Genomic DNA, 24,668 nt, shown 5'->3' with positions numbered 1-24,668 from the left:
ACCGCAACCGGGCCCTCACATTCCTCACAACCCAGAGTAACCAGTCAGCACGGAAAGTGATCTTCGCGCGGCCCTGGGTTCGCGCGGAGGTGCTTCGGGCCTACTGTCTGAACGACGATATGATCGACCTGTTCAACGGCGGACGACGTGAGGATTTTCTGGACGCTCGACAGGGAAGGATTGATGTCATCTTGAGTGCATTCGTCAATCGGATGACTGAATGGTCTTTCGAGGACACTCCGCCGCTCGACTCCCTCGCTCTGGACGAGCTGGATGAGCTGACTGAATCGGACGAGTAGGCCAGTGACGCCGACGGAGCATCACCATGAGGTACTGCTGTACGGGGGGCATGTCGGTGTCCTCCGTCAGCGCGGCGACCATACGATGTTCACCTTCACCGAGGAGTATTTGACCGACGCGTCCCGTCCCGTCCCGTCCCGTCCCGTACTCGGGCTGCGGTTCGAGGAGGATCTCCGCGGTCGGTACGCGGCCGCGCTGCGCCTACCGCGCTGGCCTACCGCGGCCGTGACCTGTAGGCACTCCAGGAGATGGCCCGCCGGTTGGCCTTCAACGTCCTGATCGGCAACGGAGACGCGTGCCTGAAGAACTGGTCGCTGATCTACCTGGACGAACGTCGGCCGACTCTCTCGCCCGCCTACGACCTGGTCTCGACCGTCGTGTACGGCAGGCAGGGCGGGCATCTGGACGATCTTGGCCTCAGGCTCGGCGGCAGTAAGCGGTTCGACTCGGTGTTCCGCGCTCGGCGCTGACATCGGGGAATGGATCGACCGGACGCGGGCGGGGCTGACCTCGCCCCGGTAGGTCGCGGGGGTCAGCGGGGCGGGGTGGCGACGCCGGGTGGGGCGAAGCGTTCGCCGGTGACGGCCTCGCTGATGCCGGTGCGGTCCAGGTAGGGGGTGATGCCGCCAAGGTGGAACGGCCAGCCGGCGCCGAGGATCATGCATAGGTCGATGTCGGCGGCCTCGGCGACGATCTTCTCGGCGAGCATGAGATGGATCTCCTCGGCGAGCGCTCGCAGGGCGGCCTCGCGCACCTCGGTGGCCGTGGGGGGGTGGGCTCCTGTGGGGGGCTGCGCCGCGGACCGAAGCGCCGCGGCGGCCGCGGGGTCGACGATCTGGGTGTCATCCGGGCTGGTGGTGTAGACCGAGCCCCGGCCCGCCTCGACTAGGCGGGCGAGGCTCGTCGGCGCCCGGAACCGGTCCGGGAAGGTGGCGTGCAGCGTCTCTGCGACATGCAGCGCCACCGGCGGGCCGACCAGCGACAGCAGGACGAGCGGTGACATCGGCAGCCCCAGGGGATCCAGGGCGTGGTCAACCTGTTCGATCGGCGCGCCCTGCTCCGCCGCGCCCAGCACCTCGCCGAGGAAGCGGGTGAGCAGGCGGTTCACGACGAACGCCGGCGCGTCCGCGACGAGCACGGCGTCCTTCTTCAGTTTCCTGGCGACGGCCAGCGTCGTCGCGATCGTCGCGTCGTCGGTGCGGGCGGCGCGGACCACCTCGACGAGCGGCAGCACCGACACCGAGTTGAAGAAGTGCAGGCCGGCGACCCGTTCGGGATGGGTCAACCGCGCGGCCATCTCGGTGACGGACAGCGCGGAGGTGTTCGTCAGCAGCACCGTGGTGGGCGCCACCATGGCCTCCAGCTCGGCGAACACCGCCTGCTTGACCGCCAGATCCTCGAAGACGGCCTCGATGACCAGGTCCGCGTCGGCAAAGGCGTCCTTGGTCAGGGAACCGGTCACGTTCGCCTTGTATCGATTGGCCTGGTCGGCGGTGATCCGCTGGCGCAGCAGCAGGTTGTCGATCTCTCGGTGGACGTTCGCGACCCCGGCGTCGAGCCGTTCGGCGTCGATGTCGGTGAGCACGACCGGCACCTCGAGGCGGTGGGCGAAGACGAGCGCGAGCTGGGCGGCCATCAGCCCGGCTCCGACGACCCCGACCTTGGTGACCGGGCGGGCCAGCGCCGGATCGGGCCCACCGACCGGCCGCTTCGCCCGCTTCTGCACCAGGTCGAAGGCATACAGCCCGGCGGCGAGCTCATCGCTGACGGACAGGTCGGCCAGCGCCTGCGTCTCGGCGGCGAAGCCGCTGTCCCGGTCGGCCGTCTCGGCCAGCGCGATCAGGTCCAGGGCCCGGTAGGCGGCCGGCGCTGCGCCGTGCAGCTTGGCATCGGCGAGGGCCCGGCCGCGGGCGACGGCGTCGGCCCAGGCGGCGCCCCGCTGCACCGGGCGGCGCTCGGCCGCCGGGTCGATCTCCCCGCGCAGCACCCGACCCACCCAGGCCAGCGCCTCCTCCAGGAAGTCGGCCGGCTCCAGCAGCACGTCCCCGATGCCCAGGTCGAACGCCTTGGATCCGCGCAGGGTGCGGTTCTGGCTGAGCGCGTTGTCGATGATGACGGACACCGCCGCCTCGGCGCCGATCAGGTTCGGCAGCAGCTGGGTGCCGCCCCACGCCGGCACCAGGCCGAGGAACACCTCCGGGAAGGCGAGCGCGGGAATTCCCGCCGACAGCGCCCGGTAGTCGCAGTGCAGGGCCAGCTCTAGCCCGCCGCCCAGCGCCGCCCCGTTGACCAGCGCGAAGGTGGGGACCCGGCGACCGCCGAGGCGGCCTGAGGCGAGCCGGGCGAAGGCCTCATGCCCGAGCCGGCCGAGCGCGTCCAGCGACGGGCGTACCCGGTTCGCCTCGGTGATCGACGACCGGAAGCCCAGGTCCGCCCCGACGCTGAAGATGAACGGCTTGCCGGTCACGGCGACCGCGGCGACCGGGGGATCGTGCGTCTCGATCTCGGCGACGGCGGCGAGCAACGCACGCAGCCCGGCCGGGCCGAAGGTGCTCGGCCGGGTGTGGTCGTGGCCGTTGTCGAGGGTGATGAGGGCGACCGGGCCGGCCGCCTCGGGCAGCGTCACGTACCGGGCATGCGCGGCCGTGACGACCTCGTCCGGATAGTCCAGGGTCACCTCGGTGGTCATGCGGCCCCCTCCTGGGACTGGGATCTCGCGGGACGTCAGCTCGTCGCGGTCGCGGTCGCGGTGCCGCCGGTGGCCGCGGAGTTGCCCGCGGCGTCGTGGTGGGGGTTCTCCCAGACCGTGGTCGCCCCCATGCCGAGGCCCACGCACATCGCCGTCAGGCCGTAGCGGACCTCGGGATGCTCGGCGAACTGCCGGGCCAGCTGGGTCATCAGCCGCACCCCGCTGGACGCCAGCGGATGGCCCAGCGCGATCGCGCCGCCGTACCGGTTGACGCGGGGGTCGTCGTCGGCGATCCCGAAATGGTCGAGGAAGGCGAGGACCTGCACGGCGAACGCCTCGTTCAGCTCGAACAGGCCGATGTCGTCGATCGTCAGGCCGGTGCGGGCCAGCGCCTTCTGGGTCGACGGGATCGGACCGACGCCCATCACCTCGGGGGCGACGCCGGCGAACCCGTAGCCGACCAGCGTCATCTTCGCCGGCAGGCCCAGCTCGGCGGCGACCTCCACGGCGGCGAGCAGGCATCCGGTCGCGCCGTCGTTGATCCCGGCGGAGTTGCCCGCCGTGACCCGCCCGTGCGGGCGGAACGGGGTACGCAGCTCGGCCAGCCCGGCCAGGGTCGTCGTCGGGCGCGGCGGCTCGTCGGCGGTGACCAGTTCCCAGCCGCTGTCGGCGTGCCGGGCCGCCATCGGGACCAGGTCGGGCTGAATCTGACCGTTCGCGTAGGCCTTGGCGACCTTCTCCTGGGAGGCCAGGGCGTAGGCGTCGGCCCGCGCCCGGGTGATCGCCGGGTAGCGGTCGTGCACGTTCTCCGCCGTTGAGCCCATGACCAGCGCGGCCGGATCCACCAGCCGCTCGGCGACGAAGCGTGGGTTGAGGTCGGCGCCCTCGCCCATCGGATGGCGGCCCATGTGCTCCACCCCGCCCGCCACCGCGACGTCGTAGGCGCCGACCGCGATCGAGGACGCCGTCGTCGTCACCGCCGTCACGGCGCCGGCGCACATGCGGTCGACGGCGTAGCCGGGCACCGACTCCGGCAGCCCCGCCAGCACCCCGGCGATCCGGCCGATGGTCAGGCCCTGATCGCCGATCTGGGTGGTGGCCGCGATCGCCACCTCGTCGACGCGCTCTGGTGGCAGCGATGGGTTGCGGCGCAGCAGCTCCCGGATCACCCGGACGATCAGGTCGTCCGCCCGGGTCTCGGCGTAGACGCCCTTGGCCTTGCCGAACGGCGTGCGCACGCCGTCGACGAAGACCACGTCGCGGACCGAACCGCGGGCTGAACCGAACACGGTGGCCTCCCCACCGGCGGCGCTTGGCCGCCGGCACCTCGCCGCGAGACGCCGACTGCTCGCGCCGGCCCGATGGGACCGCGCTGACGGTCAGCACCGGCGCGGATACCGCCGGCACCGGCTAGCCTACGGCAGTGGTTACCGGCTGGTAGACCACTCGCGTCGTCTGCCCCCGGTGTCGCGGTACGGCCGTTGGCGCACCGCCAGCGCGGATGGGATGATCAGCCGGGGCCGGGGCCGGCTGGGGTGGATCCCCCGGGGCCCGAGCCCGGCGCGGCCGGGTCGGTGGGACCGCTGCCCGCCGGGGGGGCGCTGACCGAGGAACCACCGCCGCCGTCCGTCGCCGACGCGCCGACCGGAGAGCCGGGGGTGGCCCGCCCGGCCGCCCCGCGCACCGACCGGCCGGCGCCGGCGCGCCCACCGCGGGAACGCGGGCGATCGGCCCCGCCGGCCCCGCCGGCCCCGCCGGCCCCGCCGGCACCCCCGCCGCGCCCCGCCCGCCGCCTGCCGGCGCGTTCGGCGGCGGGCGGGGCTGCCTCGTCCGCCGGATCGGGTTCCGGGTCGGCGAGCGCGGAGTTCAGGGCCGTGCGGGTCAGCTCCCGCTGCCAGGCGCGGGCGCCGCCGGCACTCAGTGCCTCCTCCACCGCCGACTCGGTCAGCGGATCGGGCGGGGACCAGGCGATCCGCCGGGACAGCGCGGGTTCGAGGAGGTTCTCCACCGGCATGGTGTGAGCGGCGGCAATCGTGGACAGCTCCGCCCGCACCCGGGCGAGCCGGGCGGCGGCCACCGGGTCGCGCTCGGCCCACCGGTTCGGCGGGGGAAGGCCGTCGCCGCTGGGACCGGCCGGCGCCGGCAGCTCGTCGTCGGGCAGCGCCGCGGCGCTGCGCAGTGCATCCAGCCAGGTGTTCGCGGTCCGTCGGATCCGCGGGCCGGAGAAGATGGGCAGGCGGATCAGCGCCGCGGTGTCGGCGGGGGCGTTGAGGACCGCGTCCATGATGGCGCTGTCCGGCAGGACCCGGCCCGGGGCCACGTCTCGGGTGCGGGCCACCCGGTCCCGGGCGGTCCACATGGCCCGCACCGCCGCGAGCTGGCGGCGGGAACGCGCCCGGTGGATGCCGCTGGTCCGTCGCCATGGCTCGGCGCGGGGCTCGCGGGGCGGGGTCGCGACGATCCCGGTGAACTCCTGCCGGGCGAACTCGATCTTGTCCTGTTCGATGAGCTCGGCTTCGAGCGCGTCACGCAGCTCCACCAGCAGCTCGACGTCGAGCGCCGCGTAACGCAGCCAGGGCTCGGGCAGCGGCCGGGTCGACCAGTCCGCCGCGGAGTGGCCCTTCTCCAGACCGTAGCCGAGCACCCGCTCGACCATCATGCCGAGGCCGACCCGCTCGTAGCCCAGCAGTCGGCCGGCGAGCTCGGTGTCGAACAGCAGGCTTGGCCGCAGCCCGAGTTCGGCCAGGCAGGGCAGGTCCTGGCTGGCGGCGTGCAGCACCCATTCGGCGTCACCCACCGCCTCCTGGATGACGCTCAGGTCACCCAGTGGGACGGGATCGACGAGCAGCGAGCCGGCTCCTCGGCGCCGGATCTGGACCAGGTAGGCACGTTGGCTGTACCGGTACCCAGAGGCCCGCTCCGCGTCGAAGGCGACCGGGCCCGTCCCGGTCGCCAGCCGTTCGGCCGCTGCGGTGAGCTCGGCGGCGTCGACGATGACGGGAGGGACGCCGTCCACAGGCGCGAGTAGCGGGATGGGCTCGCGGGCGCTGCTGGTGCTGGGCTCTCCCTCCACCTTTGCGCTTACACCCCCGCTGACCTGCTGTGTTGGTTCAGGAACCGTCGACGTCACGATCGGCGATCGTACGTCTGAATCCTCGCGGAGGCAGCCGCGCTGTACAGCGAATCGCGCTAATTATACGCATCGTGACACCACTACCGGGTACGGTGGTCGGCTCCCGGTCCGAACGGGGTACCGCGGGTCCGGTCGGTGTGGTGGCACAACCGGGCCGCGGCCGGCGGCTTCAGCCCCGTCGCTGGGGGAGTGACACGACGCCGGACAGTGCCGGTGGCAGGCCGGCCATGGCGGCCAGGAGATCACCGAAGGCCAGCAGGTGGGCGGTTGCCCCGGCGGGACTCCACGCGGGCCGTGCCGGCTCGGAACCGGCCGGGCCCCCGTCGGCCGGGTCGTCGCCGAGCTCGGTCTCGGCCCAGTCGGGTGACCAGGAACAGCGCAGCTCGACGTCGAAGCTGTCCCCGTCGGCCCGAAGGACGCCGAACCGCCGTGACGTCGTCGTCGTCACCGCACCGCCGAGCGCGCGGAACTGTGCGCCGTGCGCGTCGAGGGACTCCCGCAGCCACGACCAGGCCACGTCGGCCAGCAGCGGATCGGCGGCGATCTCCGGATCGACGCTCGCCCGGGCGTAGCAGACGAAGCGGGTACTGCCCTGCCAGGCGGGCTGTCCGTCCGGGTCCATCAGGACGATCAGCCGCCCGGCGGCGAGGTCGGCGGCGTCGCCGGTCAGCCCGCCGGCGAGGGCAAAGGCGTAGGGCGCGAGCCGGGTCGGGGCGGCGACCTCGTGCACGCTGATCTCCGGGCGCAGCCGCGTCATCCCGTCACGCAGGGCGCCGGTGCTGGCGAGAAAGATCGGCGGGCTCGCCTCGTACGTCTGCGCCGCCCCCATGACGGCAACGTTAGGGCGTCGGCCTTGATCGCGCTGGGTGGACGCCGGAGCGTGCTGCTTCGGCCCGGTTGCGTGCGGTCGGGTGCCGATGAGGCGATGGCTGGAGCGGTGTGCCGCCGCATCCCGCAGGACCGGAACCTCCCGCGACCCGGGTGATGCCTCCGTCGGGACGGGCTCGCCGTATGCCCCGGGACAGTCCGGGGCGGCGCCGTAATCGGGACGCGGGGCGGGATTGTGCAGGCTCACGCCAGAATCCGGGCGGCGGCGCGCCCGCGATGGTCTCGCGCCGCCGCGCCGGCCTCCCTGGCCGGTCTCGGGTGCGTCGCCGGTCTGGCCGCCGGGATCTGCCCCACGGACGGGACCGGCCCCACAAGCACCGCGGCACCGCACTCTGTGCAGGCCCACTCCGGGCAGTCCGATCCGTGCCCGTCCGCGCACGGTGGCTGCTCGAACGGCCGCTCGTCACCGCACTCGGCGCAGGTGAGAACAATGTGATCGTCGGTGCCCACCCGGACCAGTTCCACTCGAACACCACTCCCCGCGCACGGCTGCTGCGTGTTGCGTACCCTCGGATGCGGCGGGCGCCTGCACCACGGATCCTGCGCCCCCGCGACTGCCGGCCGAGGCGGAACGCCGACAACGCGCACCCTCTGCCCTCATTCCGACTGGACTGACGGTGCCATGGGACGGACAGATGTCCGCGCATTCTCTCCGGCGTGTCGCGTGCGCCCGTCTCGATGGGGAGTGGGTGGGTGATCCCCTTTCGGGGGATTTGCCCCACTTCGTCGCGGGGGACATGCGTGCGCCGGTGAGGCGTCAGCTCCGGCGAGCGGTGGTCTGGGAGACCGGCCGCGTGTCCGGGCCTGCCGGTGCGGTCGGACTGCCTGCCGCGCCGGCGTCGCCCCGCAGCCAGTGCCGCTCCACGAAGAACGGCGCCACCGGCAGCACGGAGGCGATCAGGGCCAGCACGGTGCGTCGGCGGGGCCAGCGCCCGACGAACGCCAGGTAGCCGATGAGGGCGCAGTAGGCGAGGAAGAGCGTGCCGTGGATCGGGCCGAGGATCTTCACCCCCTGGGGATGGTCGGCGCCGTACTTGATCCCGGTGGCGATGAGCAGCAGGAGGAACGACGTCGCCTCGGCGAACGAGACGGCGCGGGCAGCGGTCAGGATCCGGTAGCCGCCGTGCGGGGACCTATCGGTCATCGGTGAATCCTCAATCGTCGTCGTGTGTGGTGATCGTCGTGTGGTGATTGTCGTGTCGCGGGTGGAGCGCACCGTGGCGGCGAGGTGCGCACCGCCCGGGACACGCCGACCGCTCACCTGGGCAAACAGCGGATTTCGTCACACCTGGCCCGCCTGCGGTCACACCTGGCCGGCCGGGTCGGCCGGGTCGGTCCAGGTCAGCGGGCACCGGCTGGACCAGCAACTTCTTCTACTGAAAGTAGAAGATAGCTGACGTCGGATGCCCCGATCGGCCCGGACCGTGACCACGCCGACGCCGGTCATCACCCGCCCGTGCCGATCGGGGTGTCCCCGGTCACACCGGCGCAGGTGCGGTGGACATGCAACGATCGAGTCATGTCTGTCGTCCACATCGACGCCGGGCCCGGGTCCGGGTCGGCCAGCGTCCAGACCGCGCCGAGCGGCGTCGCGGTCGCCTCGGCGCGGGTCGCGCCCCCGCGGGACGGCGACAAGCCCTATCGTCCCGGCGGGTCCGCCGGGACGATAGGGCTCCCACCCGCCGACGCCGCGTTCCGTGCCGGTGCGGCCGGCCTGCACCCCGGTGCCGCCCGCCGGCCCGGCCTCGCCACCACCGCTCCGTTCCTGCGAGCCTGCCGGCGGGACCAGCCCGAGACCACGCCGGTGTGGTTCATGCGCCAGGCCGGCCGTGTGCTGCCCGAGTACCGGGCGCTGCGCGCCGACGTGCCGATGCTCGACTCGTGTCGCGATCCGGCGATGATCACCGAGATCACCATGCAGCCGGTGCGCCGCTTCCGGCCGGACGCGGCGATCTTCTTCTCCGACATCGTCGTGCCGCTCGTCGCGATCGGTCTCGACATCGACATCGTCGCCGGAGTAGGGCCGGTCGTCGCCGAGCCCGTGCGTGACGCCGCCGCAGTCGCGACGCTGCGTGCGCTGGAGCCGGACGACGTCCCCTACGTCACGCAGGCGGTCCACAGCCTGCTCGGCGAGCTCGGCGGCACCCCGCTGATCGGATTCGCGGGCGCGCCGTTCACCCTCGCCAGCTACCTTGTCGAGGGCGGCCCGAGCCGCAACCACCTGCGCACCAAGGCGCTGATGTACGGCGAGCCGAAGCTCTGGCACGACCTGCTCGACCGGCTGGCCGTCATCACCACGGCCTTCCTGCAGGTCCAGATCGACGCCGGCGTCGACGCGGTGCAGCTGTTCGACTCCTGGGCCGGTGCGCTCAGTGAGGACGACTACCGGCGTTACGTGGCGCCGCACAGCGCGCGGGTGCTGAGCGCCTTCGCCGACGAGGTGCCGCGCATCCACTTCGGGGTCAACACCGGCGAGCTGCTCACCGCCATGGGCCAGGCGGGAGCCGACGTCGTCGGGGTCGACTGGCGGGTCCCCCTCGACGAGGCCGCGCGCCGGATCGGGCCGGGCCGGGCCGTGCAGGGCAACCTCGACCCGGCGGCGGTGTTCGCGCCCGAGCCCGTGCTCGCCGCCAAGGTCGGCGACGTCCTCACCCGTGCTGCGAAGGCGGAGGGGCACGTGTTCAACCTCGGGCACGGCGTCCTGCCCGAGACGGACCCGGGGGTCCTCGCGCACATCGTCGACCTCGTCCACGCCGGTTGAGTCACCACCGGCATCCGGCCGATGCCCGGTTGCCGGTCCACCACCATCGGGGCCGGAGTCCCCACCTGATCGAGATCCGTCGCCGAGGCGCGGCCCACCTCCGGTCGAGCGTGACGCGATGGTGAATCCTGGGGGACGGCACCAATTATCGTGAAGGGCGGCAGGTCATCGTGAAGGGCGGCAGGAACGTGCGGGTTGTCATCGTCGGTGGGGGAATCGCCGGGCTCGCCGCGGCACACGCCCTGGCCGGCCACGCTGAGGTGACCGTCCTGGAAGCGGGGGAACGCGTCGGCGGCAAGCTGCGCACCACCCCGATCGAGGGCCTGAACGTCGAGGAGGGCGCCGAGTCGTTTCTCGCCCGCGTCCCCGACGGTCTGCGGCTGGCCAGGCAGATCGGCCTCGGCCACGACATCGTGCATCCGGCGACGACCCGCGCGTCGCTGTGGATCCGGGGCCGGCTGCGGCCGATTCCGCCGAACACCATGCTCGGCGTGCCGACGGACGCGTTCGGCCTGGTCCGCTCCGGGGTGCTGTCGCCGTGGGGGCTGTTGCGCGCGGCGGCCGACCTGGTCCTGCCGCGCACCCACTTCCCCGACGACCCGACCGTGGGCGGCTTCGTCGGCGCCCGGGTCGGGCGAGAGATCGTCGACCTGCTGGTCGATCCGCTGCTCGGCGGCGTGTACGCCGGGCGAGCCGACGCGCTGTCACTGCGGGCCACCGTGCCGCAGCTCGTGCCGATTCTGGCCGAGGACCGGTCGTTGCTGCTCGGCGCCCACCGGGTGCGAGCCCGCACCGCCCCGGCCGCCTCCGCGCCGACGACGCCGCTGTTCGCCAGCCTGCGCGGCGGTCTGGGGTCGTTCGCGGCGCGGCTGGCCGAGCGGTCCGACGCGACCGTGCGCACCGGCGTGCTGGTGCGGGCCGTGGAACGCGGCGCCGAGGGCTGGCGGGTTGTCTGCGACCGGGTCGGCGGCGGTGAGAAGCCCGAGCCGCTGACGGCCGACGCAGTGATCCTCGCCGTGCCCGCCGGGGTGGCCCGCTCGCTGCTGAGCCCGCTGGCCCCGCACGCGGCCGCCCCGCTCGCCGGCGTCCCCTACGCCTCGGTCGGCCTGGTGACGCTGGTCTACCGGGACGCCACCCCACCGCCCGGCAGCGGGATCCTGGTGCCGGCACGGGCGGGCACGTCGGTGAAGGCGGCCACCTTCCTGACCACGAAGTGGCCGCATGTGGGCGCAGGCCGGCTCACGGTCGTGCGGGCGAGCGTCGGGCGTGCCGGCGCCGAGCAGGACCTGCAACGCGGCGACACCGAGCTCGCCGGCGTGGCGGCGGCGGAGATCGCCCAGATCACGGGGCTGTCGGCGCGTCCCATCGCGACCCGGGTGAGCCGGTGGGGCGGTGCGCTGCCGCAGTACCTCCCGGGCCATCTGAACCGGATCGCCAGCGTGCGCCGGGCGCTGCCGGCCGGCCTGGCACTCGCCGGCGCCGGCTACGACGGCATCGGCATCCCGGCCTGCATCCGCTCCGGGGAGGCCGCCGCCGCCGCGGTACTGCGTGCCGCCCGGACGGCGCAGGGCAGCCCGGCCGATCCGGTGGGTCCGGGAGTCTGAGGAACAACCCGGTCGGCCGGCCCGGTCGGCCGGGATGAGGAGGAGACGGGTATGCCGGAGTCCACGAAGTCCGTTCAGGAGCTCAACGCCGAGCTCCTCTACACCGGGTGGTCGGTCTTCGCCGCCGACCGCCCGCTGCCCGCCGATCGGACTTCTCTGATCGACGAGGCCGACGCCCTGCTCGAGGGGGCCCTGGCGAAGGACGTCTACACCCGCGGAACGTACGAGATCTCGGGCTACCGGGCCGACGCGGATCTGATGGTCTGGTGGACCAGTCCGGATCCCGACCTGCTGCAGGAGACCTACCAGCGGTTCCGCCAGACGGCGCTGGGCGGTCACCTACGGCCCGTGTGGTCGGCGGTCGGGCTGCACCGCCCGGCGGAGTTCAACCGCAACCACATCCCGGCGTTCGTCCGCCGGGAGGACCCACGCGCGTACATCTGCGTCTATCCGTTCAACCGGTCCCTGGAGTGGTACCTGCTGCCGGACTACGAGCGACGCGGACTGCTCGCCGAACACGGGATCATGGGCCGCGAGTTCGAGGACGTCCGGGCCAACACGGTCGCCGCGTTCGGCCTGGGCGACTACGAGTGGCTGCTCGCGTTCGAGGCCGACGAGCTGCACCGCATCGTGGACTGCATCCGCCATCTGCGGGCGAGCGCCACCCGTCGGCACACCCGGCTGGAGACCCCGTTCTACAGCGGTGCCCGGAAGTCCCTGGCCGACATCGTCGCAGCCCTGCCCTGACCGGTGTGGCGGGCGTCGCTGGCCACCGGGCTCGGCGTGCGCCCGCCCGCCAGCCCCCGCCCGGCTGGGCGATTGCAGCAGCCGGCGCCTGCCTGGGCGCCCCCACCCGTCCGGCAGACGCCGACCGTCCCGTGCTGTGCCCTCCGGCGTCGCGCAGGCGCGAGCCGCAGTACACAGTTCCTTCCCACCCCGACGGCGCCCATACGGGCCGGGCAGCCGACTGCTCCCCGGCCGGAGCCGAAGAGTCATAACGCATAGTAGCAGTACGACCACTGCTTGTATACGCAGCGTGTGGCCGGCGTGTGCTGTCCGGAATATCGATATCCACGATTGAACGCGGGAATTTCGCTACGGCGGGTTACCGGCGATCGACCTCGTCTCTGCTACCTTGAGTCGCCACAAACGGACGGATGACGCTGCCGCAACGCTTGGCGGTCACGGCGCCGCCCCGCATCTGCTCCGCGGGCCCCCGGTCGATCGGCTGAGGAGAGCCGGTAACGTGACCCGTGACCAGGAGTGCCGGCCGCGTCGGTGTCCCGCGGTCCGGTTCGCTTCGGTGTGCACCCCAGTAGAACGCCGGGCAATGCGCGAACAGCCGGCCCGTTGTCCGGGGTGGCCCACAGTCAGTGGCGGGGGAAGATCGCTGGAGGTCCGGTCGATGCATCACCGATGGTTGAGCTCACGGCCGTCTGAGCGAGGCATACCGCGAACCGCGGCAGGATTCTGTCGACCCGGACCACACCCGAGATCCGACGTGTTGTGGCGACCGTGCGGCGACCGGCGATCGGCGCAGCGCGGGGCATCAGCATGACTGCGACTATCGGAACATGCCGGACGACCCGTACAGTTCGGGCGAACCTTACGGTTCGGTCGATTGATGCGGTGTGGGCGACGGCGCGGCGCCCAGGACCGCCCTGGTGGCGTCATCCCGCGGGTCACGTACCTGGGGGGGCACGAGTGACGGAGACGATGTCGGGGGACGCCCGTGCCTCCGCCGGGTCGAACTTCGTCCCGCGGTCCCGGCCCGGCCTGGCGCCGGCCCGGCCCGACGCCGCTGCGTCGGACCCATCGGCCCCGCCATCGGGCGGCCAGCCCGTCTGGACCGGGTCCGGGTCCGGGACCGGCGGACGCCACAGCGTCGCCCGCGCACACTCGGTCGCGGCGCTCGAGACCGTGGCCTACCGTGCGCAGGTCACCTGGGAGCGCCGCTACGTGCGGCTGCTGATCCTGTTCGACGCGGCGGCCTGCGTGGTCGCCGCGGGGCTGGCGTTCTTCGTGCGGTTCGGCGACCTCGTCGACTTTGAGACCAAGCCGGTGTCGATCAAGCCGTACATCCTCATGACGGTGCTGCTGCCGGTGGCGTGGGTGCTGGCCATGTCGCTGAACCGGGCCTACGAGACCAGGTTCCTCGGCAGCGGGTCGGAGGAGTTCCGCCGGGTGGTCAACGCCGCAGCCAGGTTCACGGCCGCGCTTGCCATCATCTCCTACGCGACCAAGGCCGAGATCGCCCGCAGTTACGTCCTCATCGCGTTCCCCGCGGCGACCGTGTTGTCGGTGGCCGGTCGGGTCATCGGGCGCGGCATCCTGCATCGGATGCGCCGTGCCGGGCGTTGCCTGCACCGGGTCCTCGTCGTCGGTGCCGGCGAGTCCGCCGCCACCCTGGTCCGCCTGGCCCAGCGCGACCCGACGTCGGGCTGGTCTGTGGTCGGCGTGGTGCTCGACCGCTCGCCCGGCCGGCACAGCCACGACCGGCCCGAGCGCAGCGGATTCGACCTGCTCGGGGTGCCGATCGTGGGCACCTCGGAGATCCTGCACACCGCGATCACCGCCACCCACGCCACCACCGTCGCGATCTGCCCGCAGATGGACGGTGAGACCCTGCGCCGGGTGCTGTGGACGCTGGAGGGCAGCGACGTCGACGTGCTCGTCTCCTCCGCGCTGACCGACGTGACCGGCCCGCGGATCTCGATTCGCCCGGTGGCCGGGCTGCCCCTGCTGCACATCGACGAGCCGGAGCTCACTGGGACCCGCCGGGTCATGAAGGGCGTGTTCGACCGCTGCGTCGCCGGCACGGTGATCCTGCTGTTCCTGCCGGTCCTGCTCAGCCTGGGGCTCGCGGTCCGGCTGACCAGCCGCGGGCCGGCGCTGTTCAAGCAGACCCGGGTCGGCCGCGGCGGCGAGCACTTCACGATGTTCAAGTTCCGGTCGATGTACGTCGACGCGGAGGCGCGCAAGGCCGAGCTGGAGTCGCACAACGAGCGCGCCGAGGGCCTGCTGTTCAAGATGCGTGACGACCCTCGGGTCACCCGGGTCGGGAAGTTCCTGCGCAAATGGTCCCTCGATGAACTGCCGCAGCTGATCAACGTGCTGAACGGCGGCATGTCGCTGGTCGGCCCGCGCCCGCCGCTGCCCTCGGAGGTCGCCCGTTACGAGGACGACGTGCACCGCCGGCTGATGGTGAAGCCAGGCCTGACCGGCCTGTGGCAGATCAGCGGCCGGTCGGATCTGGAGTGGGACGAGTCGGTCCGCCTCGACCTGCGCTACGTGGAGAACTGGTCGCTCGCGATGGACTTCGTCATCCTCTGGCGGACCGTCTTCGCCGTCCTTCGCCGCGAAGGCGCCTACTGACCCGCGGGCCCCGCGCAAGGTTGCACTACGTGAGGTCGATCCAGCCGGCGACGCGCAGGTGGTCGAGGACGCGGTCGACGGCCTCGTCACCGGAGAGCTCCGCCGTGTTCACCGTGACGTCGGCGTCGGCGGGTTGCTCGTACGGGTCCGACACACCGGTGAACGCGGGGATGACGCCGGCTCGAGCCTTGGCGTACAGGCCCTTGCGGTCGCGCGCCTCACAGACCTCCAGCGGCGTCGCGACGTGGACCAGGACGAAGCCGCCGCCGGCCGTGCGGACCATCTCGCGGACCTGCGCGCGCACCGCCGCGTAGGGGGCGATCGGCGCGCAGACCGCGGTGCCGCCGGCCCCCGCCACCGCAGCGGCGACGAACCCGATGCGGCGCACGTTCGTGTCCCGGTCCGCGGGGGAGAAGCCCAGGCCCTGCGACAGCTGGGTGCGCACCACATCGCCGTCGAGCAGGGTTATCCGCCGCCCGCCCTGCTCGAGCAGCCGGCAGACCAGCAGCCCGGCCAGGGTCGACTTCCCGGAACCGGACAGCCCCGTGAAGAAGATGGTCAGCCCGCGCTGCGAACGTGGGGGGATCGCCCGGGCGAGCTCCGCGGCCACCGCGGGCGGGGTCAGCTCGGCGGGGATCGGACCGCCGGCGTCGAGCAGCGAGGCCAGTTCCTGGCGGCCCGGTGCGCCGATGGCCGGGCCGATCAGGCTGCCGGACAGTCCGTAGTTGCTGGCCAGATGCGCGCGCTGGGCGTCGAGCCGGGCCAGGTCCTCGGTGTCGCCGTTTGGCGACGGCTCGCCGCCCGTAGCGCCGATGTCCGTTTCGAGTGGAATCCCCACACGCGACAGGCTCGCCGATTCGATGCCGACTGGCCCGGTGCCGACCGGCCCGGTGGGCGGTGGGCGGCGTGCGCGGCCGGCGGGTGGCAGGACCGTCGCGCTCATACCGGGTTCCCGAGGGGTGGCCAGCAGCGGCGAGGGGATCGCCGGGACGAGGACCAGCAGGCTGCGGCGGCGCGGCTGGTGGTCGGCACCCGGGCGGTGATAGGGGTCGGGCGCCGGCTCATGCCGGCGGCCGGCGGCACCCGCCGCGATCGCGTCGGAGGCCACCGCGTCGGAGGCCAGGGTCGCCTCGCTCGGGCGCAGCGGCGCGTCGACGGCGTCGAGCGCGGCCTGCAGGCAACGGACCCGCAGGTGGTGCCCGGCATCCGCCGGGTCGGCGCCGCCCACCGGGGCGAGCACCACGCACCGCTTGCCCTGCCTGGTCAGGGCCCTGATACGCCCCACATCCGCGGTATGCAGCAGGCCGTCGGCCCAGACCGCCCACGTCGCCCCCGCTCCCACCTGCGGGCCGGTCCAACCTCGGGCGCGCAGCTCGGCGCGCAGCTGGTCCGGGGTCAGCCGCAGCGCGGGATGGTCCGGGTGGTGGGGCAGGCGCAGCCCTTCCAGGGCGCCGACCAGGCGCACGGGGGACCCGGCTGGAGACGGCAGCAGCGTGCGCAGATGCAGGGCGGCGATCATCACTCCTTCCAGGTCACGGAGGGCAACGGTCACACCTGCCGCCAGCGGGTCGGCTGCGGCAGCCGGGACGGCGAGGGTCGGGACCGGCACGCCGGCGACCTCCTGTTCCGCCGGGTAGCCGGGATTCGGGCCGAAGGCGCCGACGAGCAGCAGTTCCAGCTCGGCGAGTTGCAGCGGCGTCAGGGTGAGTGACGGCCAGCCGAGCGAGGCCGTCACCAGCTCCGCGGCGTGCTGCGGTGTCACCAGCGCGAGCAGTGCATCGGCGGTGGAAGGTCCGCCCGCGGGGCCGGCGGCCCGCGCTGGGCCCGGCTTCGGGACGCGGTGGGGATCGGGATCGGGATGGGAGGTGGCGCTCACACCCGCGACCGTAACGGGTGACAGACTCCGTCCCGATGAACACCGACGACACCCGCCGGCCGGCCACCGTCCCCGTCGACATCGCGACCGACGAACTCGACGACGACGTCCTGGCCCGGCGACTGGCCACGGATGCCGGCAAACTGCTGCTCAGGATTCGGGAGGAGGTCGGGTTCGCCGCTCCCGCCACCCTGCGCGACGCCGGTGACGCGCGTTCCCATCAACTTCTGATCCGGGCACTGACCCGCCACCGCCCGCAGGATGCGGTGCTGTCCGAGGAGGGTGTCGACGACCCGGCCCGGCTGTCCGCCGAGCGGGTCTGGATCGTCGACCCGCTCGACGGCACCCGCGAGTTCGCCGAGCCCGGGCGGACGGACTGGGCGGTGCACGTAGCGTTGTGGCGCGCCGGCGAGCTCATCGCCGGGGCCGTCGCCCTGCCGGCGCTGAACGTGACGCTGTCGGGCGGCGGCGGCGGCCAGCCGGCCCGGCCCGCCGCGGCGCGCCCGCCACGGATCGTCGCCAGTCGCACCCGGGCGCCCCGCCTCGTCGGGGAGGTAGCCGAGGCCCTGGGCGCCAGCGTCGTCCCCATGGGGTCGGCCGGTGCGAAGGCCGCCGCGGTCATCCGCGGCCAGGCGGAGATCTACCTGCATGCCGGCGGGCAGTACGAGTGGGACTCGGCGGCCCCGGTGGCGGTCGCGCGGGCGACGGGGCTGCACACGAGCCGCCTCGACGGCACCCCGCTGCGGTACAACCAGCCCGACCCGTCACTGCCCGACCTGGTCATCTGTGATGCGACCCTGGCCCCGGCGGTGCTCGCGGCGATTCGGGCGGCCGATCCGCAGCGGTGAGGCCACCTGCGGTGGCCGCCCGGTGCCGACGGTGGTCCGGGTGTGCACGGACCGCGATCATTGGTTCTGGCGTCGTGTCGCGGGTGTGGGGCATTGGGAGAATTGGGCCTTGGGTGAGCTGGTTAACGTCGGTGAAACTGTCGGCGGGGCGGTCGGGTCGGCTATTTTGGACGGATACATCGGCGAGACGAGGGGTTTTCGCGTGCCTGTCACGGGTTACGAGCTCACCCACCTGCAGATGCTCGAGGCCGAGGCCGTCCACATCTTCCGCGAGGTGGCGGCGGAGTTCGAGCGTCCCGCGCTGCTGTTCAGCGGCGGGAAGGACTCGATCGTCATGCTGCGGGTGGCCGAGAAGGCGTTCTGGCCCGCGAAGCTGCCCTTCCCGTTGCTGCACATCGACACCGGCCACAACTTTGACGAGGTGCTGGCGTTCCGGGACCGCCGCGCGACCGAGCTCGGCGCCCGCCTGGTGGTCGGCTCCGTGCAGGCGGCGATCGACGGCGGCGAGCTCACCGAGGACACCCGGCCCGGGGCGTCGCGCAACCAGCTGCAGACGCCGGTGCTGCTCGACTCGATCACGGACAACCGGTTCGACGCCGTGTTCGGCGGCGCCCGGCGCGACGAGGAGAAGGCCCGGGCCAAGGAGCGGGTTTACTCCTTCCGCGACGAGTTCGGCCAGTGGGATCCCAAGAACCAGCGTCCCGAGCTGTGGTCGCTCTACAACGGCCGGCACCGCCCCGGCGAGCACATCCGGGTTTTCCCGCTGTCGAACTGGACCGAGCTGGACATCTGGCGCTACATTGCCCAGGAGTGCCTGGAGATCCCCTCGATCTACTACGCGCACAGCCGCGAGATCTTCGAGCGTGACGGCATGCTGCTCGCGGTCACCCCGCTGACCCAGCCGCGCGTCGGCGAGGTCGTGGTGCCGCGCCAGGTCCGCTACCGCACGGTCGGTGACATCACCTGCACCGGCGCGGTCGAGTCGACTGCGGCGACCGTCGACGAGGTCATCGCCGAGGTCGCGGCGACGCGGATCACCGAGCGGGGCGCGACCCGCGCCGACGACCGGGTCAGCGAGGCGGCGATGGAGGACCGGAAGCGGGAGGGGTACTTCTGATGGCCGAGCTGCTGCGCGTCGCAACCGCGGGGTCGGTCGACGACGGGAAGTCGACGTTGATCGGCCGGCTCCTCTTCGACACGAAGTCGCTGTTCACCGACCAGCTCGCCGCCGTCGAGCGGACCAGCCGGGAGCGCGGCGACGGCTACGTCGACCTCGCGCTGCTCACCGACGGTCTGCGGGCCGAGCGGGAGCAGGGCATCACCATCGACGTCGCCTACCGCTACTTCGCCACCCCGCGGCGGTCGTTCATCCTCGCGGACACCCCCGGGCACGTGCAGTACACCCGCAACATGGTCACCGGTGCCTCGACCGCCGACCTCGCGCTGCTGCTCGTGGACGCGCGCAAGGGCATCGTCGAGCAGACCCGCCGGCACGCGTTCCTGGCGTCGCTGCTGCGGGTACCCCACCTGGTGCTCTGCGTGAACAAGATGGATCTCGTCGACTTCGATCGAGAAGTCTTCGAGAAGATCAAGGAAGATTTCCGGCGCTTCGCCGCGAAGCTGGAGATCGTCGACGTCACGACGATCCCGGTGTCCGCGCTGACCGGTGACAACGTGGTGTCCCGCTCGCCGAGCACGCCCTGGTACGACGGCAGTTCGTTGCTGCACCACCTGGAGGAGCTGCACATCGCCTCCGACCGCAACCTGATCGACGTGCGGTTTCCGGTGCAGTGGGTGGTCCGGCCGCGCAGTGAGGAGCTGCAGGACTACCGCGGCTACGCCGGCCAGGTCGCCGGCGGCGTGATCAAGCCCGGCGACGACGTCATCGTGCTGCCGTCCGGGCTGACGTCGCGGGTCGCGGGGATCGACACCTACGACGGGCCGGTCGACGAGGCGTTCCCCCCGATGTCGGTCACCGTCCGCCTGGAGGACGACCTCGACGTCTCCCGCGGGGACATGATCGCGCGGCCGAACAACCAGCCCACGGTCGGGCAGGACCTCCACCTCATGGTCTCCTGGATGGTCGACGCGCCCCTGCGCCGGCGCGCCCGGGTCGGGATCAAGCACACCACCCGGTCGGTGCGGGCGATGGTCACCGACGTCTCCTACCGCGTCGACATCGACACGCTGCACCGCGACGAGGCCGTCGACTCGCTGGGCCTCAACGACATCGGCCGGATCGCCCTGCGGACGACCTCGCCACTGTGCTATGATCCGTACCGCCGTAACCGTAACACGGGCAGTGTGCTGCTCATCGACGAGATGAGCGGAACCACCCTCGGCGCCGGGATGATCCTCTAATCGAGCGGTGGACCCGCCCGTTCTCCCGCCGGATTGTCGGATGGTCAACCGTTCGGCCGCAGTGCTTCGTCCGGCGGGATCCGCGCCTCGCCGAGCGCCGCTGCCCCGGCGAGGATGGGCAGCCGGTCGTTGTTGGCGACCAGTGCCGGACTCTCCAGCCAGGCCAGGTACGCGCCTCGTTGGGCCGGGGTCATCGCCGCGGCCGGTCGGGGATTGCCCGCCGCGTCGAGGAAATCCGTCGCCGGACCGGTGATGTATCCGTCGGCGTGCGGATCCCCGGTGTACACCCGGCGCCGCCCGTCGCTGCCGGTCACCGTGATCGGTCGTAGCGGGTCCCCGGCGCGGCGAGCCCACAGCAGGCGGGCGCTCGCCTCGTAGGTCGCGGCCCACTGCGAGCCGACCCGCGATGCCTCCCGCAGCCGGGCGAGGATCCACGCCGGTCGGGCGGTGGACACGTCGCGGTAGCGCTCCCGGACGAGGGCCTCGACCATGTCCACCGTGATCCCGACACCGAGATGGACGAAGGTGGCGGCCGGATCGGTCGGGTCGGTCGGGTCGATCGACGTGGCCACCGTGCCGAGCAGGTCGAGGATCACCGCCTGCCGCCGGCGGTGGGCTGACCCGGCTTGCGCATGCTCGCGTAGCACCGCGTCGGCGGCGTCGCCGAGGGCGCCGGTGAAGAACGCCTGCGCCCGAGCACCCCGCAGGTAGCCCAGCGTCCGCGGGCTCGACGGGTAGCCGCCGGCCCCGGTGTTCCAGCCCCGCGTGCGCCCCGCCACCCGCTCGTCGAGCCCGATCGCGTAGGCTGCGGCGTCCAGACCGAGCAGCCCGGCGAGCGTCCCGCCACGCAGGCATTCCCGCAGCAACGCCGGCCACCCCGCGACCGGGACCTCCCGGGCGGCGGGTGCGGCCGTCGGTGGGGAGACCGGCCCGGGAACGACCGCCGTCACCGCGTCGTACATCTCCTCCCGGTACGTCCGCAGCGCGGGGACGAGGGCGGCGCGCAGATGCAGCGGCAGTGCCGACCCGTCGGCGGCGTTGACGGCGCCGGCGAGGCGGGCGACGAAGTCCGCCGAGCCGAGTGGATCCGCCCGCCGCGCCGCCAGACCGCCGGCCGCGGCGATCAGCCCGGACCAGGCCCGCCCGGTCGCGTCGTCGAGCCCGACGGCCACCGGCAGACCCAGCTCCGCGATGGCGGCGCCACCCAGGACCGCCTCGACGTACCGCGTGGCGAACCGGGCCGCCAGCGCCGGTTCGGCGGCGATCGCGGCCAGCAACGCGCCCCGGTACCCGCGGTCCGCTGTCGCGCTGAGCACCGTGCCCACGACCCGACCGGGCGCCGGCGCGGGGGCGGGGGTCGGTCCACGCGGGGCCGCGGCGGCGGTCGGCGGTGCCCCGGGCTCCGGTGGCCCGATCCCGGGGCCGAAGGCCAGCCGGCCCAGCCGGTCGAGCAACGCGCCGTCGACGCGGCCGGCCGCCAGCAACGGGGTCAGCAGCACGGTCTCGGCGTGGTCGAGGCGTCCCCGGGTGTTGAACCGGCCCAGCCAGGAGTCGTCGAGCGACCGGCCGCGGGTGTAGGCGGCAAACGTCCGGCCGAGAACGCCCTCGGCGTCCCGCCGGTCCACCCCGGACGGCGGTGCCGGCCGGTTGACCATCGGCCCGCGGGCCCGTCCGGAGACGATGGTGAGCAGCTGCGCGAGCCCGGCCGGCCCGAGCGCGTCGTAGAAGCCGGCGATGAAGTCGGGGTCGTCGGCTCGCGCGCCCAACCGGTCCAGCGCTTCCTGCAGGCTGGCCGATGGTGCTCCGCTGCCGGACAGCAGTGACCGGGCCGTGGCTCGGCCTGCGGGTCGGCCAGCGGCGAGCGCTGCCGCTCCTGCGCGCGCAGTGCCGGGAACGACCTCGGTCTCGCCCTTGGCGATGGCCCCGGTGTCGAGGACGGGTCGGACGTCGAGGAGCGCCGGTGCGCGGTGCACGGCCGGCAAGATGACTACTGCCGTCGCCACGAGTGACCGCCCCGCGTCGTCGGCGCCCTCCGCGAGCGCGAGCCGGCGGCGCAGCATCGCGGCGTCGGCATCGAGCTCGTCGCCGAGTCGGGCCAGTCGAGCCGCCCAGCCAGCCGGGCCGCCCACCTGCGCCAAGGCGTGGGCGACCGTCCGCGCCCCGGAGTGCAGGGCCTCGCCGGCAGCCCGCACCGCGGCCGCAAGCGGGCGGAGCCGGACGGGATCGAAGACCACCCGGTCCCCGCCCACGCCGGGCCCGGGGGGTAGGGCCACAGCGGCGAGGTGGACGCCGGCACCGAGGCTCGCCACCGGTGTCAGCCGATCGCCCGCGGCGGGGCACCGGGCGCCGTCGACGCTGCGCTCGGGCCCGAGCGGGCCTGCTCGCACACCAGCAGGCAACGGTCGAGCAGGGCGGTCGCCTCGGCGGCGAGGTGCCGCATCCGGCCGGCCCACAGCTGCGCCGCCCGGCCGTCCCACGCGCCGGCGCCGGCGGCCGCGACCCGGTCCAGGGCGGCCGTCACCTCCCGCCGGGTGCGCGCCACCGTGGCGAGCGCGCCGGCCGCCGTCGCCCGGGTTTCATCGGGGATCGTCATCGCATACCACCGCCGTCGGGTCAGGTTCGGTGCGGCGACGCTAACAACGCGGCGGTGGGTCGCGCTGCTCCTCATCGGATCCTGTGGACGACGGCTGTGGGAATCGCCGACCTGTGGATAAAACGCGGCCACCGCCGGCTCCGCTTCGCCGGGCATGGACGGTCTCGGGCGCGGAACTCGACGTCGCTACGAGTCGCGCGGGCCGCGCAGGTAGCGCAGGAAGAGGTTGCCGTCCTCGATGAGCGCCTGAACCAGGCGCATCGTGGTCGGTTCGGGCCACGGCGGGCCCTCCACGATGCCCATCCGACCGGGCCCGGCCAGCAGCGGCGCCACGGTCAGGCACAGCTCGTCGAGCAGGCCGGCACCGGCCAGCTGGGCGTGCAGCAACGGGCCGCCCTCCGCGAGCACTCGGGTCATCCCCCGTTCGGCCAGGGCCGCGAGGGCCGACGCCGGGTCGACGGTCGAGTCACCGCAGATGACGACCTCGGCCACCGCCGCGAGCGCCTGCCGCTTGGCCGATGGGGCGGCGTCGCAGGTGAGCACGACGGGGCGGACCTCGGCGTCGAACAGCCGGGCGCCGGGGTCGAGGCCCGCGGTCGCGGTGACCACAGCGATCGGGGGGACCGCGGCGAGCCCAGCGGCCCGCCGCCGGTCCCGCCGTTCGGGCGTGACGATCACCGGCCCGTAGTTCTCATGGCGGACGGTGCCGGCGCCGACGAGCACGACGTCGCTGAGCCAGCGAAGCAGCTGGAAGACCCGCCTGTCCGCGTCGCCGCCCAGCGGTCCGGACCGGCCGCCCACCTCCGCGGCCCCGTCGACGGAACTGACGAAGTTCGCTCGAACGTAACTGGTCTGCCCCGCGCCGGGCGGGTAGGCATAGGCCTCGTCGAGGTCGACTTCGGCCGCCTTCGCGACGACCTCGCCGCCGACGGTCGGATCGTCCGCCGCCGCGGCGATGGCACCGCCGGCACCCGGCGTGGCGAGCGGCGCGGGCGTGCCTGGCCTGTCGGAGCAGCCGGGAACCGGCAGGATGCGTCGCACCGAGCCGACTGTAGCCGTCCGGCCTGCTCGCCCCGACCGGTCCGGGCACTGTGAGTTCGGTCCCGGCGGCGTGCGGCGGGCGGCCCGTCCCGGACTGCTTCGTAGGCTGGTGAGGTGGTGCAGCGCCTCGTCGACCGGAGGCCGCAGGTGCGGCCGGACGATCTGATCGCCGCGCTCGTCCCGCCGCCGCGCTTCGACGCCGTCCGTTTCGCCGGCTATCTGCCCGACCCCGCGGAGCCGAGCCAGAGCGCCGCGGTCACCGCCCTGTCCGCGTTCGCCGACCGGGTGAACGCGACTCCCGGCGGAGGAGGCCGTTGCGCCGCCGGCGCCCGGGGCGCCTGGTCGGGGCTGTTCGGGCGGAGGGCTCGCGGGGCCCGATCGGGTGGTGCAGGCCGTGAGGCGGGGACGGCCCTGCCGGGGGTGTACCTCGATGGCGGGTTCGGCGTCGGCAAGACCCACCTGCTCGCCTCGCTGTGGCACTCGGTGGCGGGCCCGAAGGCATACGGCACCTTCGTCGAGCTCACCTCCCTGGTGGGGGCGCTCGGCTTCGCGGCGACCGTGGAGGCTGCGGCTGGTTGCCATCGACGAGTTCGAGCTCGACGATCCGGGCGACACGGTGCTCATGTCGACCCTGCTGACCCGCCTCGCCGACGCGGGTGTCGCGCTGGCCGCGACGAGCAACACCCAGCCGGAGGATCTCGGCGCCGGCCGGTTCGCCGCCGCCGATTTCCTGCGCGAGATCCAGGGCCTGGCCGCCCGCTTCGACGTCCTGCGCATCGACGGCAGCGACTACCGTCACCGGGGACTGCCGGCACCGCCCGCACCATGCCCGGCCGCCGAGGTCGCGGCGTTTGCCGCCGCCTTCGAGGGGGGGCGAGCGAGGACGGGTTCGCCGCGCTGTGCGCGCATCTGGCGGGGCTGCACCCGTCGCGCTATGGGGCGCTCGTCGACGGGGGGCTGGTCGCCTTGCACGGCGTGGCGCCGGTCGCCGACCAGGCCGTGGCGCTGCGGTTCGTCGCGTTCGCCGACCGGCTCTACGACCGGTCGATTCCGATCGTCGCCTCGGGCGTCGGGCTGGGGGAGTTGTTCGGCGCGGAGCTGCTCGCCGGGCCGCATCGTAAGAAGTACCAGCGGGCGGTGTCGCGTCTCGCGGCGCTCGCCCGCGACGGCGCCCGCCTCACCGCCGCCGCCTGAACGCT

At 73.4% G+C, this 24,668-nt stretch carries 18 protein-coding genes and 2 pseudogenes; 11 read left to right on the top strand and 9 right to left on the bottom strand.

What is annotated here, in order from left to right; translation table 11 throughout:
• Together G6R25_RS03915 and G6R25_RS03910 are read left to right on the top strand one after the other, a co-directional pair.
• Positions 1-299, top strand: a pseudogene (locus G6R25_RS03915) (hypothetical protein); the annotation flags it as partial.
• 249 nt (positions 300-548) lie between these two features.
• On the top strand, positions 549-770 hold the full coding sequence (locus G6R25_RS03910; RefSeq protein WP_163551849.1) for a HipA domain-containing protein: 222 nt from the start codon (positions 549-551) through the stop codon (positions 768-770).
• A gap of 62 nt (positions 771-832) precedes the next feature.
• Here the strand turns inward: G6R25_RS03910 and G6R25_RS03905 are convergent, their stop codons facing one another.
• The 5 genes from G6R25_RS03905 to G6R25_RS03885 form a co-directional block, all read right to left on the bottom strand.
• Entirely contained in the window at positions 833-2,989 is a 2,157-nt protein-coding gene (locus G6R25_RS03905) for a 3-hydroxyacyl-CoA dehydrogenase NAD-binding domain-containing protein (RefSeq protein WP_163551847.1), read from the bottom strand.
• Positions 2,990-3,024: 35 nt separating this feature from the next.
• Positions 3,025-4,278 (bottom strand): thiolase family protein, encoded by a 1,254-nt coding sequence (locus tag G6R25_RS03900; protein WP_163551845.1) that lies wholly within the window; start codon positions 4,276-4,278, stop codon positions 3,025-3,027.
• A 221-nt stretch (positions 4,279-4,499) separates the two neighbouring features.
• Positions 4,500-6,062 (bottom strand): HRDC domain-containing protein, encoded by a 1,563-nt coding sequence (locus G6R25_RS03895; RefSeq protein WP_163551843.1) that lies wholly within the window; start codon positions 6,060-6,062, stop codon positions 4,500-4,502.
• Between the two features lie 229 nt (positions 6,063-6,291).
• A complete protein-coding gene (locus G6R25_RS03890) occupies positions 6,292-6,951 on the bottom strand; it encodes a DUF3000 domain-containing protein (RefSeq protein WP_136447913.1) in 660 nt (219 codons plus the stop codon).
• A gap of 816 nt (positions 6,952-7,767) precedes the next feature.
• A complete protein-coding gene (locus tag G6R25_RS03885) occupies positions 7,768-8,154 on the bottom strand; it encodes a DUF3817 domain-containing protein (RefSeq protein ID WP_163551841.1) in 387 nt (128 codons plus the stop codon).
• 375 nt (positions 8,155-8,529) lie between these two features.
• Here G6R25_RS03885 and hemE point away from each other — a divergent pair, with 375 nt between their 5' ends.
• The 4 genes from hemE (at position 8,530) to G6R25_RS03865 (ending at position 14,750) form a co-directional block, all read left to right on the top strand.
• The gene (gene hemE, locus G6R25_RS03880) at positions 8,530-9,771 is read left to right on the top strand and encodes a uroporphyrinogen decarboxylase (RefSeq protein ID WP_163551839.1); all 1,242 of its coding nucleotides are present in this window, start codon (positions 8,530-8,532) and stop codon (positions 9,769-9,771) included.
• Positions 9,772-9,959: 188 nt separating this feature from the next.
• Positions 9,960-11,375, top strand: coding sequence for a protoporphyrinogen oxidase (gene hemG / locus G6R25_RS03875; RefSeq protein ID WP_163551857.1), 1,416 nt, complete (start codon positions 9,960-9,962; stop codon positions 11,373-11,375).
• 51 nt (positions 11,376-11,426) lie between these two features.
• Positions 11,427-12,122 (top strand): hydrogen peroxide-dependent heme synthase, encoded by a 696-nt coding sequence (gene hemQ, locus G6R25_RS03870; protein WP_163551837.1) that lies wholly within the window; start codon positions 11,427-11,429, stop codon positions 12,120-12,122.
• Between the two features lie 969 nt (positions 12,123-13,091).
• Positions 13,092-14,750, top strand: a complete 1,659-nt coding sequence (locus G6R25_RS03865) for a sugar transferase (protein WP_235947359.1) — start codon at positions 13,092-13,094, stop codon at positions 14,748-14,750.
• Positions 14,751-14,775: 25 nt separating this feature from the next.
• Here the strand turns inward: G6R25_RS03865 and cysC are convergent, their stop codons facing one another.
• On the bottom strand, positions 14,776-16,626 hold the full coding sequence (gene cysC, locus G6R25_RS03860) for an adenylyl-sulfate kinase (protein WP_163551835.1): 1,851 nt from the start codon (positions 16,624-16,626) through the stop codon (positions 14,776-14,778).
• Positions 16,627-16,661: 35 nt separating this feature from the next.
• Between cysC and G6R25_RS03855 the strand changes: the two genes are divergently transcribed.
• The 3 genes from G6R25_RS03855 (at position 16,662) to G6R25_RS03845 (ending at position 19,835) form a co-directional block, all read left to right on the top strand.
• On the top strand, positions 16,662-17,474 hold the full coding sequence (locus tag G6R25_RS03855; protein ID WP_163551853.1) for a 3'(2'),5'-bisphosphate nucleotidase CysQ: 813 nt from the start codon (positions 16,662-16,664) through the stop codon (positions 17,472-17,474).
• 202 nt (positions 17,475-17,676) lie between these two features.
• A complete protein-coding gene (gene cysD / locus G6R25_RS03850; protein WP_163551833.1) occupies positions 17,677-18,591 on the top strand; it encodes a sulfate adenylyltransferase subunit CysD in 915 nt (304 codons plus the stop codon).
• Complete coding sequence (locus tag G6R25_RS03845) at positions 18,591-19,835, top strand: sulfate adenylyltransferase subunit 1 (RefSeq protein WP_163551831.1); 1,245 nt, start codon at positions 18,591-18,593, stop codon at positions 19,833-19,835. The genes cysD and G6R25_RS03845 overlap by 1 nt, the downstream gene beginning before the upstream one ends.
• 44 nt (positions 19,836-19,879) lie before the next feature.
• On the opposite strand, the gene G6R25_RS03840 is transcribed toward G6R25_RS03845, so the two are convergent.
• The 3 genes from G6R25_RS03840 to G6R25_RS03830 form a co-directional block, all read right to left on the bottom strand.
• The gene (locus tag G6R25_RS03840; RefSeq protein WP_163551829.1) at positions 19,880-22,144 is read right to left on the bottom strand and encodes a hypothetical protein; all 2,265 of its coding nucleotides are present in this window, start codon (positions 22,142-22,144) and stop codon (positions 19,880-19,882) included.
• A gap of 5 nt (positions 22,145-22,149) precedes the next feature.
• On the bottom strand, positions 22,150-22,428 hold the full coding sequence (locus G6R25_RS03835) for a hypothetical protein (RefSeq protein ID WP_163551827.1): 279 nt from the start codon (positions 22,426-22,428) through the stop codon (positions 22,150-22,152).
• Between the two features lie 186 nt (positions 22,429-22,614).
• A complete protein-coding gene (locus G6R25_RS03830) occupies positions 22,615-23,469 on the bottom strand; it encodes a pyrimidine reductase family protein (protein ID WP_163551825.1) in 855 nt (284 codons plus the stop codon).
• Positions 23,470-23,899: 430 nt separating this feature from the next.
• On the opposite strand from G6R25_RS03830, the pseudogene zapE (G6R25_RS31235) reads away from it, so the two are divergent.
• A pseudogene (zapE, locus tag G6R25_RS31235) lies at positions 23,900-24,229 on the top strand (AFG1/ZapE family ATPase); the annotation flags it as partial.
• Positions 24,230-24,294: 65 nt separating this feature from the next.
• Positions 24,295-24,663, top strand: coding sequence for an AFG1/ZapE family ATPase (gene zapE, locus G6R25_RS31230; RefSeq protein WP_336500551.1), 369 nt, complete (start codon positions 24,295-24,297; stop codon positions 24,661-24,663).
• The last annotated feature ends 5 nt before the right edge of the window (positions 24,664-24,668 follow it).

It is taken from the genome of Candidatus Frankia alpina (assembly GCF_902806485.1).
Classification (GTDB): Bacteria; Actinomycetota; Actinomycetes; order Frankiales; family Frankiaceae; genus Frankia; species Frankia alpina.
The sequence above is the reverse complement of the archived record's forward strand: the minus strand, read 5'-3'. Positions and strand labels throughout refer to the sequence as shown.

What these genes read in the sequence shown, in the direction of transcription:
- G6R25_RS03845 (WP_163551831.1), top strand. Translation starts at nt 18,591, where the DNA reads ATGGCCGAGCTGCTGCGCGTCGCAACCGCGGGGTCGGTCGACGACGGG.
- G6R25_RS03905 (WP_163551847.1), bottom strand. Translation starts at nt 2,989, where the DNA reads ATGACCACCGAGGTGACCCTGGACTATCCGGACGAGGTCGTCACGGCC.
- zapE (WP_336500551.1), top strand. Translation starts at nt 24,295, where the DNA reads ATGCCCGGCCGCCGAGGTCGCGGCGTTTGCCGCCGCCTTCGAGGGGGG.
- G6R25_RS03865 (WP_235947359.1), top strand. Translation starts at nt 13,092, where the DNA reads ATGTCGGGGGACGCCCGTGCCTCCGCCGGGTCGAACTTCGTCCCGCGG.
- G6R25_RS03890 (WP_136447913.1), bottom strand. Translation starts at nt 6,951, where the DNA reads ATGGGGGCGGCGCAGACGTACGAGGCGAGCCCGCCGATCTTTCTCGCC.
- hemQ (WP_163551837.1), top strand. Translation starts at nt 11,427, where the DNA reads ATGCCGGAGTCCACGAAGTCCGTTCAGGAGCTCAACGCCGAGCTCCTC.
- G6R25_RS03835 (WP_163551827.1), bottom strand. Translation starts at nt 22,428, where the DNA reads ATGACGATCCCCGATGAAACCCGGGCGACGGCGGCCGGCGCGCTCGCC.
- G6R25_RS03910 (WP_163551849.1), top strand. Translation starts at nt 549, where the DNA reads ATGGCCCGCCGGTTGGCCTTCAACGTCCTGATCGGCAACGGAGACGCG.
- G6R25_RS03885 (WP_163551841.1), bottom strand. Translation starts at nt 8,154, where the DNA reads ATGACCGATAGGTCCCCGCACGGCGGCTACCGGATCCTGACCGCTGCC.
- G6R25_RS03855 (WP_163551853.1), top strand. Translation starts at nt 16,662, where the DNA reads ATGAACACCGACGACACCCGCCGGCCGGCCACCGTCCCCGTCGACATC.
- hemE (WP_163551839.1), top strand. Translation starts at nt 8,530, where the DNA reads ATGTCTGTCGTCCACATCGACGCCGGGCCCGGGTCCGGGTCGGCCAGC.